Source organism: Geosporobacter subterraneus DSM 17957 (assembly GCF_900142145.1).
Classification (GTDB): Bacteria; Bacillota; Clostridia; order Peptostreptococcales; family Thermotaleaceae; genus Geosporobacter; species Geosporobacter subterraneus.
The window spans coordinates 33709-47838 of sequence record NZ_FQZV01000033.1; the positions used below are offsets into that span (position 1 = coordinate 33709).

General features: G+C 39.8%; 16 protein-coding genes, 2 pseudogenes and 1 other annotated feature. Of the genes and pseudogenes, 3 read left to right on the forward strand and 15 right to left on the reverse strand.

Going from position 1 to position 14130, the window contains the following annotated elements; all coding sequences use genetic code 11:
* Positions 1-332: 332 nt before the first annotated feature.
* The 7 genes from BUB56_RS12490 to BUB56_RS19435 form a co-directional block, all read right to left on the reverse strand.
* Positions 333-1283 (reverse strand): SPFH domain-containing protein, encoded by a 951-nt coding sequence (locus BUB56_RS12490; protein WP_110941652.1) that lies wholly within the window; start codon positions 1281-1283, stop codon positions 333-335.
* Positions 1284-1313: 30 nt separating this feature from the next.
* Positions 1314-2108 (reverse strand): TPM domain-containing protein, encoded by a 795-nt coding sequence (locus BUB56_RS12495; RefSeq protein ID WP_110941653.1) that lies wholly within the window; start codon positions 2106-2108, stop codon positions 1314-1316.
* Positions 2108-3133, reverse strand: coding sequence for a TFIIB-type zinc ribbon-containing protein (locus BUB56_RS12500; RefSeq protein ID WP_110941654.1), 1026 nt, complete (start codon positions 3131-3133; stop codon positions 2108-2110). Before BUB56_RS12500 ends, BUB56_RS12495 begins: the two co-directional genes overlap by 1 nt.
* Before the next feature lie 151 nt (positions 3134-3284).
* Positions 3285-3956, reverse strand: a complete 672-nt coding sequence (locus tag BUB56_RS12505) for a PspA/IM30 family protein (protein ID WP_110941655.1) — start codon at positions 3954-3956, stop codon at positions 3285-3287.
* 171 nt (positions 3957-4127) lie between these two features.
* Positions 4128-4433: an MGMT family protein gene (locus BUB56_RS12510; RefSeq protein ID WP_110941663.1), complete on the reverse strand. Its 306-nt coding sequence runs from the start codon at positions 4431-4433 to the stop codon at positions 4128-4130.
* Positions 4434-4514: 81 nt separating this feature from the next.
* Complete coding sequence (locus tag BUB56_RS12515) at positions 4515-4784, reverse strand: phenylalanine--tRNA ligase beta subunit-related protein (RefSeq protein ID WP_110941656.1); 270 nt, start codon at positions 4782-4784, stop codon at positions 4515-4517.
* 10 nt (positions 4785-4794) lie between these two features.
* Positions 4795-4962, reverse strand: coding sequence for a cupin domain-containing protein (locus BUB56_RS19435; RefSeq protein WP_190014489.1), 168 nt, complete (start codon positions 4960-4962; stop codon positions 4795-4797).
* A gap of 495 nt (positions 4963-5457) precedes the next feature.
* Here BUB56_RS19435 and BUB56_RS12525 point away from each other — a divergent pair, with 495 nt between their 5' ends.
* Positions 5458-5868 (forward strand): hypothetical protein, encoded by a 411-nt coding sequence (locus BUB56_RS12525; protein WP_110941657.1) that lies wholly within the window; start codon positions 5458-5460, stop codon positions 5866-5868.
* A 69-nt stretch (positions 5869-5937) separates the two neighbouring features.
* Here BUB56_RS12525 and BUB56_RS20120 read toward each other — a convergent pair whose 3' ends face one another.
* The 3 genes from BUB56_RS20120 to BUB56_RS12535 form a co-directional block, all read right to left on the reverse strand.
* Positions 5938-6072: a hypothetical protein gene (locus BUB56_RS20120; RefSeq protein ID WP_278319491.1), complete on the reverse strand. Its 135-nt coding sequence runs from the start codon at positions 6070-6072 to the stop codon at positions 5938-5940.
* On the reverse strand, positions 6069-6365 hold the full coding sequence (locus BUB56_RS12530; RefSeq protein WP_110941658.1) for a PadR family transcriptional regulator: 297 nt from the start codon (positions 6363-6365) through the stop codon (positions 6069-6071). The genes BUB56_RS20120 and BUB56_RS12530 overlap by 4 nt, the downstream gene beginning before the upstream one ends.
* Positions 6366-6519: 154 nt before the next feature.
* On the reverse strand, positions 6520-7032 hold the full coding sequence (locus BUB56_RS12535; RefSeq protein ID WP_110941659.1) for an amino acid--tRNA ligase-related protein: 513 nt from the start codon (positions 7030-7032) through the stop codon (positions 6520-6522).
* A gap of 97 nt (positions 7033-7129) precedes the next feature.
* Positions 7130-7357: a binding site (T-box leader), on the reverse strand.
* Positions 7358-7665: 308 nt separating this feature from the next.
* Here BUB56_RS12535 and BUB56_RS12540 point away from each other — a divergent pair.
* The gene (locus tag BUB56_RS12540) at positions 7666-8982 is read left to right on the forward strand and encodes a pyridoxal phosphate-dependent aminotransferase (RefSeq protein ID WP_110941660.1); all 1317 of its coding nucleotides are present in this window, start codon (positions 7666-7668) and stop codon (positions 8980-8982) included.
* A 254-nt stretch (positions 8983-9236) separates the two neighbouring features.
* Here BUB56_RS12540 and istB read toward each other — a convergent pair whose 3' ends face one another.
* The 3 genes and pseudogenes from istB to BUB56_RS12555 all read right to left on the reverse strand — a co-directional run bounded on the left by istB (position 9237) and on the right by BUB56_RS12555 (position 12016).
* A complete protein-coding gene (istB, locus tag BUB56_RS12545; protein ID WP_110941661.1) occupies positions 9237-9968 on the reverse strand; it encodes an IS21-like element helper ATPase IstB in 732 nt (243 codons plus the stop codon).
* A 2-nt stretch (positions 9969-9970) separates the two neighbouring features.
* A pseudogene (gene istA / locus BUB56_RS12550) lies at positions 9971-11418 on the reverse strand (IS21 family transposase).
* A 361-nt stretch (positions 11419-11779) separates the two neighbouring features.
* The gene (locus BUB56_RS12555; protein WP_190014491.1) at positions 11780-12016 is read right to left on the reverse strand and encodes an alanine racemase; all 237 of its coding nucleotides are present in this window, start codon (positions 12014-12016) and stop codon (positions 11780-11782) included.
* Between the two features lie 431 nt (positions 12017-12447).
* Between BUB56_RS12555 and BUB56_RS20495 the strand changes: the two are divergent.
* Positions 12448-12849: pseudogene (locus tag BUB56_RS20495) on the forward strand (IS91 family transposase); the annotation flags it as partial.
* Between the two features lie 261 nt (positions 12850-13110).
* Here the strand turns inward: BUB56_RS20495 and BUB56_RS19915 are convergent.
* Together BUB56_RS19915 and BUB56_RS19920 are read right to left on the reverse strand one after the other, a co-directional pair.
* Complete coding sequence (locus BUB56_RS19915; protein WP_242946342.1) at positions 13111-13293, reverse strand: hypothetical protein; 183 nt, start codon at positions 13291-13293, stop codon at positions 13111-13113.
* A 114-nt stretch (positions 13294-13407) separates the two neighbouring features.
* Entirely contained in the window at positions 13408-13755 is a 348-nt protein-coding gene (locus BUB56_RS19920) for a hypothetical protein (RefSeq protein ID WP_242946344.1), read from the reverse strand.
* Between the last annotated feature and the right edge of the window lie 375 nt (positions 13756-14130).

Below are 14130 nucleotides of genomic sequence, written 5' to 3' on the forward strand. Positions count from 1 at the left end.
TGCATTCTTAGCGTCATTTCCCCTCCTCTATAGGAGGCCTGGTATGCCTTTGCAGACACGGGGACGTTTCGTTTGTCTTTTATTCACGGTCAGGCGATTCCCCATCTTCCAACCTATCGCCGTTTTACCCTTATTTTATCTTTTTTCATATTGAAGCATAATCGACCGCTTAAGATTAAGCATTCATTTCACCCCTGTAGTTTTATGAACTGCAGAAAGTTTTTCCTGTATTTAAAAACCGCTGTAGTAGCGGTCTTTAAATACAAAATGAATATATCTAATAAACTCTCTTTTGTTACTTACTATGGTGTACCCCTGAAATAATACTTATCCTACACCAATTTTTTTCCGCAGTTGGAGCAAAAATTACCTTCACCGGTTTTTGTACCACAGTTGGGACAGAAATTGGGCCTTTGTTGCAAAGTTGTGTTTTGGTTTTGATTCTGATTCATTTGTTTCATCATTTCACCGGCTATATTCATCCCCATCATCATACCTGTCATATCAGAGGCGGCTCCTCCGCCTTTAACCCTTCCGGATGCAATGCCGTCCACCATTTCTACCTGCTGATATTTCCCCATATCTCCGATCATACTGTGGGAAGCGGTTTTGGTTATCATTTTCTGTATCTCTTCAGGATAATTAAAGCTAATAATATTAAATCCGGTAACGGTTAATCCATCCTTCAGGATGCTCATATCCAAATCTTCTCTGATTCCTTTTGCAATATCAAAGGCGTTGGCTTGAAGATTAAACATATCCTTTCCCTCTTTGCTGATCCATTTCATTAGAAGTTGATCTAACACAGATACGATCCTTAGCTTTACATCCTCTACAAAATAGGCTTCCTTTATCCCGGCAATTTTATCAATCAAGGTCACATAATCATCCACCTTCACATGAAAGGTTCCATTGGCCCTAATAGGAACCCCTCCTGGGAGCTGCGGGTGTGGCATATGAATCGCATTTTTAGTACCCCATTTTATTGTAAATTCCTTGGTATTTATAAACAATACTTCTGTACGCATTCCACTGTTAAACCCAAATTTGAAGCCCTTCAGTGTAGATAAAAAGGGAATAATTTGGGATTCAATATCATAATCCCCTTCTTCTTTAAATATCCCCTCGATTCTTCCGGAATTTAAAAATATGGCGTCTTGTCCCGGCCGAATGATTAACCGGCTTCCTTTCTTTATCTCCCGGTTACTCCATTTCCAAAAAATCATATCATCTCTGAACTCTTCCCACTCTACCACATCGGCAAATTGCTTCCTAAAAATCATATTTATCCTTCCCTTCACTTAGCTATGCTATTAAAAACTCCCTCTGCTTCCACTGTGGGAGTGTCCCGCGCTGGATACGCCTCCCCCAATACTTCCGCCGCCGCTCTTGTTCTTATCAGAAGGCTTTTTACGTTTCGTAACATCGGTTCTTATATAGGTATCTTTTTGGCTGGTAATCCTTGAAGTGTTAACATCCAAATAAGTCCCGGCACCCGCAGTGGTTCTGCCTCCCGAATGATAAGCCATCACCATGACACTGACACTGGCAACGATGACAGCAGCAAGTATTTGAAACCAGGTTTTTAACAATATGTTTTCTGGGTTTACTCCTGGCCTTATGCCCATATATCGATAGGATAATTCTATATAGGAACGAAAAGCCTCATAATAGTTACCTGCAGACAAATCGGGGGTTATTTTCCTTCGAATCAGATCACATCTGCTGTCATCTAAGTATTGCTTACCTTTATAGAAGCCTGCAACATACACTTCCCGATGCTCCATGTCGATGGTCAGAATCGCCGTATTCCCATGGGGCTTATCGTAACCCAGCCCATTTTCATCATAGAAGTCTTCCATATATCTTACAACATCTCTACCTTGTGTGTCCCTAGTGGTCAATATGATAATGTCTACCTGTCTTTTTTGGCTATATTCGCTAGACAAGCTCTCCAGTTCTGCGATTTCCTTCGCCGTTAAAAGTCCCGCAAAATCGTATACCTTTTGATTTGCTGTTTCAGCAGCCATTACAGGACTAATACTCAGTATTATAAACATGATCAGCATAATGATTGAAAGCCTTCTTAAATACAATGAGAATTGCATTAAAAACCACCTCCAATAATCCATGCTGCTGATTTCAGCAGGATAAATACAGCACTTGCAATGCCTGCAAACCAAGCAGCCACTTTTCCATAACTGATCGGAGGCTTCCCTACGATCTTTCCAGTCTGGCCGTTCATGGCGAAAACATGCTCTGCCTGATTATAGTCATAACATACCATCCATACGGGAAGCAGCGTATAATAAGCTTGCTTTTTGGTTGTATCAATATGCTTGCTCTTATAGGCTGTCGTATTATATCCGGTGATCGTAGCGTTGATATAGGATTCTACATAGTCCTCTATCCTGCACTTTACCCTTGAGAGCAGCTGCTTATCATCATAGTTATACTTCTCTGCAATATAACCGGCTAAATAGGGAGTATTGAAATCCTTTAGCTGGCTATAATCAAAGGGCTCCAGCTTATCCATCAGCTGGTCGCTCATTTTTACAGAAGCATCTGCCGGTACTTTTAGATAATTAAGGTCTACGCTTCGATGTACATCATAATAGCTGGTTTCTGTATATATGTAATCTCCTCTGCTGTAGCTTCTGACTTTCGTACATACCGCATCTGCCTGGGCTTTACTGTTCAGATCGTATAACCAAAAAGGAACATAGATTCCCGTTATGCTTTTTACTCTGTCTGCCGTCATAAATCCCTTTGGAGTTAAACGCCCGTTTTTACACCATGCTTTAAATGCCTTCATGGCCTTTTCTTTACTGATCGTAAAAGGTATGACTTTAGCAGGAGCCATATTTCCCGACAGCCGATCTCCCAGTACGACCCCTGCCCCACAAAAACTGCAGGTAGTGGCTGTAGTATCTGCGTCCGTCAGTATAACTGCACCGCAGTTCCTGCAGTGATACTCCACAGCCTCGCCTTCCGCAAACCTATTGAACATAAATTCTTTTGGAAAATCCTCTACATTGTCCTTTCTTCCACAGCTGTCACAGGATAACTTACCGGACTCACTATCAAAACCCATATCAGCGCCACAATCGGGGCACTTATAATGGATAACCATCATCCCCACCTCCCATTAAAAATAAACAATCAGACTCCTCAATAAATACCCTAAGACCAGTATATCACCTATAGTAAATTGAGGCCAATTGCATTTTAAAGATGATAAAAGCTGTAGATCAAAACTACAGCTTCATTTGTATGCAGATTGCTTATTTTTTTAAACTTGCCTTTAAGGCTTCCAATTCACTATCTATGTTTGCAGCATTATCATATTTTTCTTTTAAGTTCTTTATGTCATCCTTCGTCCCTGCACTCAAATCTGCCATAGCATTTGCTTTATCCAGAGCCAGATTTGCCTTCTCTTCCATTCTATCAAAAGCCGATAGGGAATTATTGGTGCTATTTACAGAGGAGCTGATTCTATTCATTCTTTCCTGGGTTTTCGCCACAGCCAGCTTACCTTTAATCATATCTTTACGGGCTTCCAGTTCTCGGATATCCGCAACCAGTTTGTCGTGCATTTCTCTCATCTTATTGGCATTGGCTGCCGCTAAATCATAGGCTTCCTTTAACCCCGCTTCTTTTGCTGCTAATGTAGATTTTTTCTCTAAAAACTTTCTGGCATCGTCTTCATTATTGGCCTCTAAGGCTTTGATTGCATAGCTTTGCATTTTATTCATTTCTTCTATAAGCTCATCTAATGCTCTCTTTGCCCGATGTTCTTCTGCTATAATCGAAGCGGTTTCTGCCCTTACCTTTCCCAAATCACTGTTAAGATTTCTCAGGCACTGCTCTATCATCTTTTCAGGATCTTCCACTTTATCCAATATCGCATTGATGTTACTTGCCATAATATCTCTGAATCTTGTAAGAATAGCCATACTCTTCCTCCTTTATTTTGGATTATTTTCCAAATATTCTTTATGAAACCAATATATCATAATATAGCCTTCTTTACAATTACATCATGGCAGAGTTGCTCTAATAGAAGATGACACCGCTAATCTGAACCCTTGCTAGAGCTGCTTCAGATTTCAGTGAATGCATACGCCCTATGGATGCCACTGATATTTGGCTAAATCAATATTCCCATTTAAGTCTACTTCAACACCCTCTATCTCTAGGAGCATTAATTGTTCAGTAAAGGAAACATCATTTTTCAAAGCTATCTGTCCTTTTCCATTAATAACCCGATGCCACGGAAGGCTGTACCTCCCGCTCATTGAATGGAGTATACGGACAACCTGACGGGCAGCCCGGGGATTTCCTGCAAGACCTGCAATCTGCCCGTAGGTCATGACTCTGCCTTTGGGAATGCCGGATATTATTCGAATCACTGTTTCAGTAAAAGGTTTCACGATCATAATTCCTCTCGGTTAAAATTCAATCCTGGGATTATCCTGATTCACTATGTAGCGCTGGCATTTACCTCCAAACCTTTATACAATAAGCTTCTCCAGTGTATCAAGAGCCTTTTTCAAATGGCCATCCTCGGTGCAGTCAAATCCTACCAACTGAAAAAACACATCTTTTGTATCCAGTGTCATTTTACCTAATTCACTCTGTCTCCAGATCCATTTTCTAGTTTGGACTATATCGCCGCTGGTAAAAATCAGTTCCCGGTCTTCCACAGCTTCGTATTCTTTAGCACCAAAGGGCAGAAACTTTTCAGCCCCTTTACTGAAACAAACACGCAGATCCTCATGTATATCTCTTAAATCATGGCCTTCCGTTTACATTTAAAATCGTTGCCCCTTTTTCTGTATAGCCTATTGATAATTCCTGGTGAAGATGGTCCTTATATGCATGTACATCATTGGCACAGGTTTTAATCTCAACCATATTGCATGCATCTACCCGATAATAATGTATCTCCTTTATAAACACCATCCTAAATAGAATATATACATCATTATATCACTGATTTATCACTTTAAACTGCTGTGTATTGCAATTTTTTACAATACACCTGCCGGATTCCTTTATAGAATGTACGCATACTCTATGTTTATGGAAGGGGGAAGCTTCTATGAAAATATTCGATCATCCCTATACTGAACTTCCTGATTTAAAACCCGAATCCGTCATAGCAGGCTATCGTTTTTCAGCAGTGCTTGCAGTTGATGATCTGATCCTCTTCGTGACTTGAGGTAAGAAGCATTTGTATCATAAACTGACTCTAATAGTGCATAGAGCAGGGGATTTCATCCCCAACAACCCCTCTTTTTTATATAATAGGAAAGCAGCACTTTCCTATTATATAAAAAATTAAACTGACCTATTAGACGCTTTCATCATTTGGCTTCATGCCCCATAGTAGTGTGTTTTCAGCGGAATTATGATAAAATGAATAGTATATCTTACAAAGGAGTGAACTTATTCATGGATATTACGAGCATGTTTACTGTAGGCGCAGTACTAAGTTTAGGCATTGGTGCAGGTGTTACATTTTATTATTATAGAAAACGCAATATTGAGAAGTTTTTTAATCAGGTCTATGAACAAACAAAACAGGTTCCAAAGCAAAAGAAAAATAGTTTTCTGCTTCTGATGTTCAAAGAGACCCTTTCTGCATCAGCAAAAAAATCAGATCCATCCTCTTTTGCCGGTAAATTTCAAAATCCAAAGTATTTGGATATCCAGTTAGTACAGATGTCTCAAATTCTTAAAGATAGTTCAAAGGTTCAGGATAAGATTATTAAAAGAGCACTGAATCTGCTTAGCCAGTATCAAGCATGGGAAAAAGCAAAGATGGCTGAGGATAAAAAGGTCGTAGAAAGCAAAGCATCCTAGTGAAACATGAAGACATCTAATCATCCATCTATTTTTTCCTAAGAACTTGCCGTAAAAGTAAAATACCCCTTATTTATCTAGCTCGATTAGGTTAAATAGGGGGTATTTTGAATCAATAAAATTCATCCCCCTTGTGGCCATTTTATTAATCCATTGCTCTTCCTTTTCAAAGTCTATAAACAATTTCCTTGCTACCTGCTTCATAGAGCATCGCCCCCTACTATTCTTTTACCATTATTTATTAACTCCTCTAATCTTTGAATTTCCTCTAGTACCATAGCACGCCCGGTTTTTGTTATTTCATATCCCTTTTTTCTGCTGTCTCCCTCATTTTTTACTGCGCAAATCCACCCCTTGCTCAGCATTGTGTTGATGGCTCCATATAAGGTTTCGGGTCCTAAATTTACCCGATCATTACTTATGTCTTTAACAAACTGCATTATGCCATACCCATGCATCGGCGTGTGCAGTGCCAATAAAATATAATAGTCAATCATTACTTAAAGCTTTTGATGCTTTACCGGCTTTCTTATACAATAAAAGCACCTACCCGCAAGATAGATGCTTTCATTTGAGAATCCTCTTTCTCATATATTAACTATACTGCCCTAAACTAAGCCAAAGATCTCACCTTAAAGCTATGCTATCGAATTAAGGGACTAATCTTCCCCTATCCCTTGGAAAGAGTGTTGCTTCCCGAATATTATCCAATCCCAGGAGCATAGCTGTTATTCTTTCAAGGCCTATGGCTAATCCGCCATGAGGGGGTATTCCATATTTAAATACAGACAAATATCCTTCAAAATCCTCAGGATTAAGGCCATGTTTTATCATATTGTACTTTAGCTTTTCATATTGGTGTATTCTTTGACCTCCTGTAGTGATTTCGAGCCCCCTGAATAGCAGATCAAAGCTATGGGTTTCACAATTCTCAGAAGGCATCGTATACATTGGTCTCTTTGATTGGGGATAATGGGTAAGGAAAACGAAATCTGACCCATACTTTTCCTTTACATAACTAGATATAAGCACTTCTCCTTCAGGATCTAAGTCTCCATCCAGATTCACCTTGCCATATTGGTCTTTTAATAACTGTATTGCTTCTGATAGCTTTAGTTTAGGAATTACCTCTATAGATAAGAGGCGATTTGACCGCGGTACCACTCTTTTTAACTATTTATTGAGAAATAGATATCAAGAATAAGGCAGAGTGTGCACAGGCTCCCCTTACCATGGATAAATATAAAAAACTCACTTTTTTACAAGAAGTGAGTTTCTGCCCACGGTACCATTCTTTTTAACTATTTCAAAACAAATAGTTCACTTTGCTTCCTATAACGGGGAAATCCGGGTTTTCCTATTCACCAAGTACGGTTTTCAGATAACCAACTCCAGGAGGTCCTTCAGTATAATTCATCTCATCAGGCTTCCACCAACCCTGACTCGCTGCGAGACTCCAAACACCTACTCTTCCCTTCACAGTTATTTCATATTTTTAAATAGTATATGTTTTTTCATCCAATGTGTCAATGCTATTATTTTCAAAATTTATTGAATCATACGTCATCTTTCATAAAATTTAGGCATTCCTCTTGAAGCTTTTATTGAAAATAAAAAAGTTCAGACAAATGATTTTTATAATTAGTTTTTCATTAAAAAAGCATATAAAAAAAAGTGAAAAGAATATAAATTGATGATAAAATAGTACTGGGTACACTAAGAAAACGTTATACTCGAATACTTAAAGTAAAGTGGCTCGAAAATTAAAAAATACTTTTTAGAAAAGGGGATTTATTCATGAGTAAACCAATTCTATCAGCTCACTTTGAATCAAGAAAACCATCAGCTGTTCGACTGGCGCAAATGAAGTATGAGGAGCGCAAAGTCAAGCCCGAGGCAGTAATCAATGTAGGCATCGGTAATGTTTCACTCCCGACAAATCCCGCTATGCAGAAAAGGATGTTTGCATTAGATGCACCTGATAGCCCATTTGCAAAGGGTGTTGTGAGATATTCAACTACCGCTGGTTATACAGAATGTCAGGATGCATTTAAAAACATCCTAAAATGTGAAGGTTTCGATACGAGCAATTTGTTCGTTCAGATAACCGATGGCGGATCTGCTGCTATGGAATTGCTTTTAATGGGTGTGTGTGGAGCCGCGGGTACTGGCGACAAGCCCCTTATGATGATCGATCCAGCCTATACCAATTACATTTCCTTTGCAGAAAGAATCGGGCGCAAAACAGTTACAGTAAAGCGTAATCTAGGCGAAGACGGCAAGTACAATCTTCCAGAATTGAATAAGATCGAAGAGGCCATTAAAGCCCATAATCCTGGAGCACTTCTTGTCATCCCTTATGACAATCCTACAGGACAGTACTATGATTACGAAACACTTAAAGAGCTGGCAAAACTGTGCGTGAAATATAACATGTGGATGGTAAGTGATGAAGCTTATCGTGAACTCTATTATGTAGAAGACAGCAAGCTTGTGAGTATCTGGGGAGTTACCGACGCAGATGTTCCTGGCATTGAAGGCAGACGAATCAGTATCGAAACTGCATCAAAAGTATGGAATGCATGCGGCTTAAGAATCGGTGCTTTAATTACGGACAATGCAGAATTCAACAACCGTTCCGTAGCGGAATATACTGCAAACCTTTGCGCCAACGTAATCGGACAGTATATATTCGGTGCACTGGCACATGAAAGCAAGGAGCAAATCGCTGAGTGGTGCAAGAGTATTCGAGAGTACTACAGAGAACAAATCGTTGGTGTATATAAAGGTCTGAAAGAGCAAGAGCCAGGTTTGATTGTTTCAAGCCCTGACGCATCTATTTACACCGTAATTGATGTTAGAAATGTAGTAAAACCTGGATTTGATGCAATTGACTTCGTTTTATACTGTGCAGGAGAAGGATCTGTTGAGATCGACGGTGTTCAAACAACCCTTCTGATCGCACCGATGAAAGGATTCTATGATATTCAACCAGGTGAGCATAACCCAGGCAGCACACAATTCCGGATTTCATTCGTAGAAACTCCTGAAAACATGGCAAAAATTCCTGAGTTATTTGTGAAGCTTTTAAGACAATACGAAGCACAAAGATAAGGAGTCATCTCCGTCTGAATCATAACCGCCGGCTAAGGATAGCCGGCGGTTTATTTTCGAAGACAAGGGGACGTTTCGTTTGTCTTCTCTTGGGAACAGGTTTGTCATAAAATGCCACAGTACTCTTTCATTCATCCTCATTTCTGTAAATTCAGGCAAATCCATCAGTCTTATTTATTTTTCTCCATTATCTGTTTTTGGCAAGTACCTTTTCGAGCATTCCGGAACTTAATTTTCCGAGCACCCCATTCCCATTATTGGGATTTCATGGTTGAGTGTGTTAGCCTGTGACTTGGTCCTGTGTAGACCAGCAGATGGCTGTGATGAACCAGCCTATCAATAATAGCACTGGTCAGCTTCTCGTCATAGAAAATACCATTCCACTTGCTGAATTCCAAGTTTGTCGTTATGATGACGCTTCTTCTTTCGTAGCATTCTGATATGATCTGAAACAGCAGTTGAGATCCTTCCTTTTCAAAGGGGATATACCCCCATTCATCACATATCAATAAATCAGTTTTCTCTATCAGCCTCATAAAGCGTTTCAGTTCACCTTTTGCCTTTGCTTCACTAAGCTGGTTCACCAATGATGCTGTACGGAAAAATCTCACTCTCTTGCCACTACTGCAGGCTGCTACACCAATTGCAGTTGCCAAATGTGACTTTCCTGTTCCCACGGGTCCATAAAGGATCAGGTTCTCTTTCTTATCTACGAAGCTTGCTGTCTTTAGCTGTTCAACATCTAGTGCCGGGGGTATTTGTATCTGACTGAAGCTATACCCCTCAAAAGTCTTTATGATATCAAAACCAGCAGCTCTTAGGTTCCTATTCTTGCGTGTTAGTTCTCTGTTATCCAGTTCAAGCTTTAGAAGCTGTGCCAGAAAGTCTGCATAATCACTAGCTTGAATCTTTTTGTAGTTGTCATAGAGGTTTCTCCCAAACCGAAGCTCCTTGCAGTACTGCTTAATCAATGCATCTGAATTCATGATTAAAGACCTCCACAAACTATCAGTTCATCATAGATATTAATATCTGGCGTAAAGTTGTTAAGTTCCGGAACTGTATCCGGAAGGGACATATCCATTACCGGCAAACTTCCGGAATTTATGCGGCAATATGTAGCCCACATGCTGTCTGCGTCTCTGGCACCACATCTGATTCCTTCTTCAATCGCAGCCACTGCTGCAGCCATATTGGTATCTGCAGTCATACGTGCAAATATCTTCAGGGTTTGTTTCTTGCACTCATAATCACTGTTTTCTAGAAATTGCTTCAGTGTCAGCGGTAACTGATTGAAAAGTCCAGTATACTTCAATGCTGTTGGTCTCTTAGCCATTAGCTCAAGGTATGGGATCCAGATCATTGATTCTCTCTCTTCTCCATAGAGCCTCTTGTGTCTGACAATCAGATTACAGTCACTATCCAAGATTTCAACATCATAGGCTCCAGCCTTTATCATCACTTGATTGCCTGCTGCATTTGGAGAAGATGAGTATGTTCTAGTATCGAACTTAACCTTGCCATAGTTGTCAGCCTTTGTGAATTCATGCAGATACACTTCAAAGGGAACTTCCGGAAGCTTGAAGAATTCCTTCTTGTCTTCCTCAAACAGTTCACTAATCAACCCGAGTCCTTTGTAATGTTTCCTTTTCATATCTTTATCACAGCGGTGCAGAAGTTCCTTGTTGTATTCTCGCAAGTCCTTAAATTCCGGAATCGGCACAAAGAGATTCCGGCGGTGGTAGCCCACCTTGTTCTCAACTGAACCCTTCTCATTCCCACTGTTGGGATTACAGAAGTTGCTTTTGAAGCCATAGTGCATCATGAATCTTAGAAAGCCTTTGGTCAGGTCTCTTTCACCATAGTCCTTGATTTTCTTAACTGCTGTAGACATATTGTCAAACCATATGACAGTGGGAACACCGCCGATATGCTCAAATATCGCTTTCAAGCCTTCCAGAAGGCATTCTTGATTCTCACTTTTGAATAACTGGGTATGTCCACCATTGCTATGTGGATATGATATGTTTAGATAATGGCCGTCGTATGTAACTCCGTTTTCGATAAATCTGGCTTCACCAAAGTCAACTTGAGCTTCTCCTGGAGGATGGTCAAGAGGAAGGGAGCCGTCGGTATCAATCTTCAGTTCCTTCTTAAGCTTTGCCACGAAGCTTCTCACGGATCTTTCAGAGGCATCAAATTCATCCTTGTAGATCTCCCGCAGCCTGTCATAGACCCGTTTGGCAGTATGCCGCTGCTTGTGAGGAGCTTTCTCATCATCGGTTAGCCACTTCATTACTGCGTCTCTATATGGTGATAGCTTTCCTGACCTGATTTGTTTAGGCCGAACTTCTATGTTAAAGTTATCTTTCTTAAACTTTTCCCTTCAAATTTCTTCAAATATTTGATACGATATACTTGCTCCATTGTTAACATCTCCTTATTCTCCTTTTCAGTTTCGTCACTAAAAAGGATAGTACATTTTAGGGGTGCTTGCAATGGAGTTCTTCCATTTTTTGCACGGATTTTTAGCTTCCGCATTGCTCGGTTTCTATTCTACCAAACAAAAACAAATTACCGTGGTCAGAACAAAAAGTGCGTTCTTGAAATGCATATCTAAAGAATTATAAGCTGCATCCATAAATATGTAGCTTCCAGCCTGAATTTCTGTATAGCCATTGCCCCCTTTACTGAATTCTATAGTTCCTGTACTTACACCGCTGACTCCTTGACAGGTAGTCCTCTCTGCTCAACATAGCTGAGGAGTTCATCAATCCTTTGTTCGATCTTCTCCACTTTAGTTTTTTCTTTTTTCATAGTCCGTTTCATGAAAAAACTGGCGGGCATAGGCCTGAATCCCTTCAAAAACAAGGTGCGGGCACTTGCTTATTAACACAGCCAACTCATAGAATTTTTCAAAGGTATTGACACCACATCTATTCATACCGGCCTCAAACTCCACTAAGCAGTAGATAGTAGTGCCCTTCACCAAAGCAGCTTTTGCCAATGCGTATACATTATCTGCGTTATGCACACAGACAGTTGATATGCCACTTGCGCAATTTTAGACGACTGTACAATCTGATTGGCAATAAGAATGTCTTCGATGCCGAAATTAGCCAAATCCTCCGCCTTTCCAAGCTTGGCCCATGTGATCCCCTTGGCACCCGCTGCAATTTGACGGTGTACGATGGCTGTGCACTTATGGGATTTATAGTGCGGCCGCAGAGCTAATCATACAGTTTCTAAAAAATCCTTCATTATCTTTATATTTTCTTCAAAAACGTCCAAATCCAAAATAAGTACCGGTGTTTCCAATTGTATTGACCTCATATAGAAACCTCCTTTTTCCTTATCTGTTGACTCAGAAATCTTAGTTCTATTATATCAATAATCATCCAATATTTGGTACTATAATCTGAGTATCATTCGTTTTGGGAAAGCAAGAAGAACTAAGGCTCTGGGAGGGCATTTTCAGGTCCTTTAGCTGTAGTAAAATACCTTGGACGTACACAAACAGAATAGCCATACCAAACACCCGAATTATTTCTATGGATGAAGAGACAGTAACTTTTACTATTAAAAACAAAAATAAAGCAAAAAGAGAACACTGACCTTAAAAGGAGTAGAATTTATTAGACGGTTTTTAATGCACATTCTACCCAAAGGTTTTGTTAAAATTAGGCATTATGGACTACTTGCCAACCGTAACAAAAATACTAAGCTGACCCTTTGCAGGAAATTAACATTGAGTCCAATGTACAAGCCAAATTTGAAGGGCTATCAACCATTGAAGTTCTTTGTATTCTAGTTGGCAGGGATGTAAGGCTTTGTCCCACGTGTAGAAAAGGTAAACTGCAGCATTAAAATACAAAAAGATAAAATCAAAAATATTAAAACCCCATAGTTCTTATTTATTAGTTTTGATTCCAGCGATTTCATTCTTCTGTGGCAATCGAAAATTTTGCAGACTTAATTCAAAATGAAAATTAAGGCCTAAACACCAGATATTAGCTAATGTTTAAGCCTTTTTTCATAGGCAAAACTTCCGATTGACCCCTAAAAGAACCGTCCCTTTTGACTCTCACTTATGCTAATCCCTTCTCTTTCCTAGACTCATTGGACAAATTACCCTGCATTTATTGCAGTTAACAGTATTAAAGCCTCTGGCATTAGTTCCGTATGTATTCGGCCTGCATTTTGTCTGATTTGCGGTTCGGCCGTCCAATGCTTGAGACGGGCAGTTTTCGATACATAGATTGCAACCACCTCTACAGATACTCTCCGTAAGTGAGTCGGAGACAAGATCAAATTCCGTAAGGACTACTCCCAAAGTCAGCAAATTACCATACTTTTCGTTTAGTAGCAAGGTGTTTTTGCCTAGTGTTCCTAGTCCTGCGAGTACGGCGGCATGTTTTATGGATATCAGGCCGCGGCCTTCCAATTTTTCTGCATCCCAGTATTCATAAGGACCGTCTGAGGGAAGCGGTACAGCATAGCTACTATAGATCCTTTCAATTTCTTTTGCTGCTCTTGATGCGATCCAATCAACCTCTGTGCATGTGCCATAATTGAATGACCGCATCTCAGTCTTGGTTCGATCATTGTAAGTCCTTTTGGAAGAACTATGCCGAACACAATGACCGATTTGCAGTCGGAGAATATATTTCTTGGGTGAAAGCCTGCTGGTGCTTCAGAAAAGCGGTCAATGTTAGCGACACCACACACATCTGCACCAAGGTTCAATATAATTTCTTTGATTTGGTTCTTCATTTTTAAGCCCTCTTTTGCCTATATGGTAGTGTCAAGTATGACACCCCTTTTTAGATTTAAACTCTTTATATATTAAGGGTTACAAAGTTTTTTGAAATAAAAAAACAATGACCCCCTATTTTCGGTTATAATTGAAGTTCCTACACAACAAAAATTCCCGAAGAAAGGTGTCATTGTTATGAACTCAATTATAACCTATTTACTTTTAATAATCCAATACCAAAATCAACAAATTCGTTGGCTTGTGCTTTTTCTTTCTAAATATGTTCCCCTTGGGCAATGGGCTCATGATGATATTCATTCCCCCAAGTATCAGAAATTCAAGACTGATATCCTCCCAAAGGTTCTTCATTATGAGATATGGGATTACAACGA

What these genes read in the sequence shown, in the direction of transcription:
- BUB56_RS12490 (WP_110941652.1), bottom strand. Translation starts at nt 1,283, where the DNA reads ATGATTTTTAGGAAGCAATTTGCCGATGTGGTAGAGTGGGAAGAGTTC.
- BUB56_RS12495 (WP_110941653.1), bottom strand. Translation starts at nt 2,108, where the DNA reads ATGCAATTCTCATTGTATTTAAGAAGGCTTTCAATCATTATGCTGATC.
- BUB56_RS12500 (WP_110941654.1), bottom strand. Translation starts at nt 3,133, where the DNA reads ATGGTTATCCATTATAAGTGCCCCGATTGTGGCGCTGATATGGGTTTT.
- BUB56_RS12505 (WP_110941655.1), bottom strand. Translation starts at nt 3,956, where the DNA reads ATGGCTATTCTTACAAGATTCAGAGATATTATGGCAAGTAACATCAAT.
- BUB56_RS12525 (WP_110941657.1), top strand. Translation starts at nt 5,458, where the DNA reads ATGGATATTACGAGCATGTTTACTGTAGGCGCAGTACTAAGTTTAGGC.
- BUB56_RS20120 (WP_278319491.1), bottom strand. Translation starts at nt 6,072, where the DNA reads ATGAAGCAGGTAGCAAGGAAATTGTTTATAGACTTTGAAAAGGAAGAG.
- BUB56_RS12530 (WP_110941658.1), bottom strand. Translation starts at nt 6,365, where the DNA reads ATGATTGACTATTATATTTTATTGGCACTGCACACGCCGATGCATGGG.
- BUB56_RS12540 (WP_110941660.1), top strand. Translation starts at nt 7,666, where the DNA reads ATGAGTAAACCAATTCTATCAGCTCACTTTGAATCAAGAAAACCATCA.
- istB (WP_110941661.1), bottom strand. Translation starts at nt 9,968, where the DNA reads ATGAATTCAGATGCATTGATTAAGCAGTACTGCAAGGAGCTTCGGTTT.
- BUB56_RS19920 (WP_242946344.1), bottom strand. Translation starts at nt 13,755, where the DNA reads ATGAAGAACCAAATCAAAGAAATTATATTGAACCTTGGTGCAGATGTG.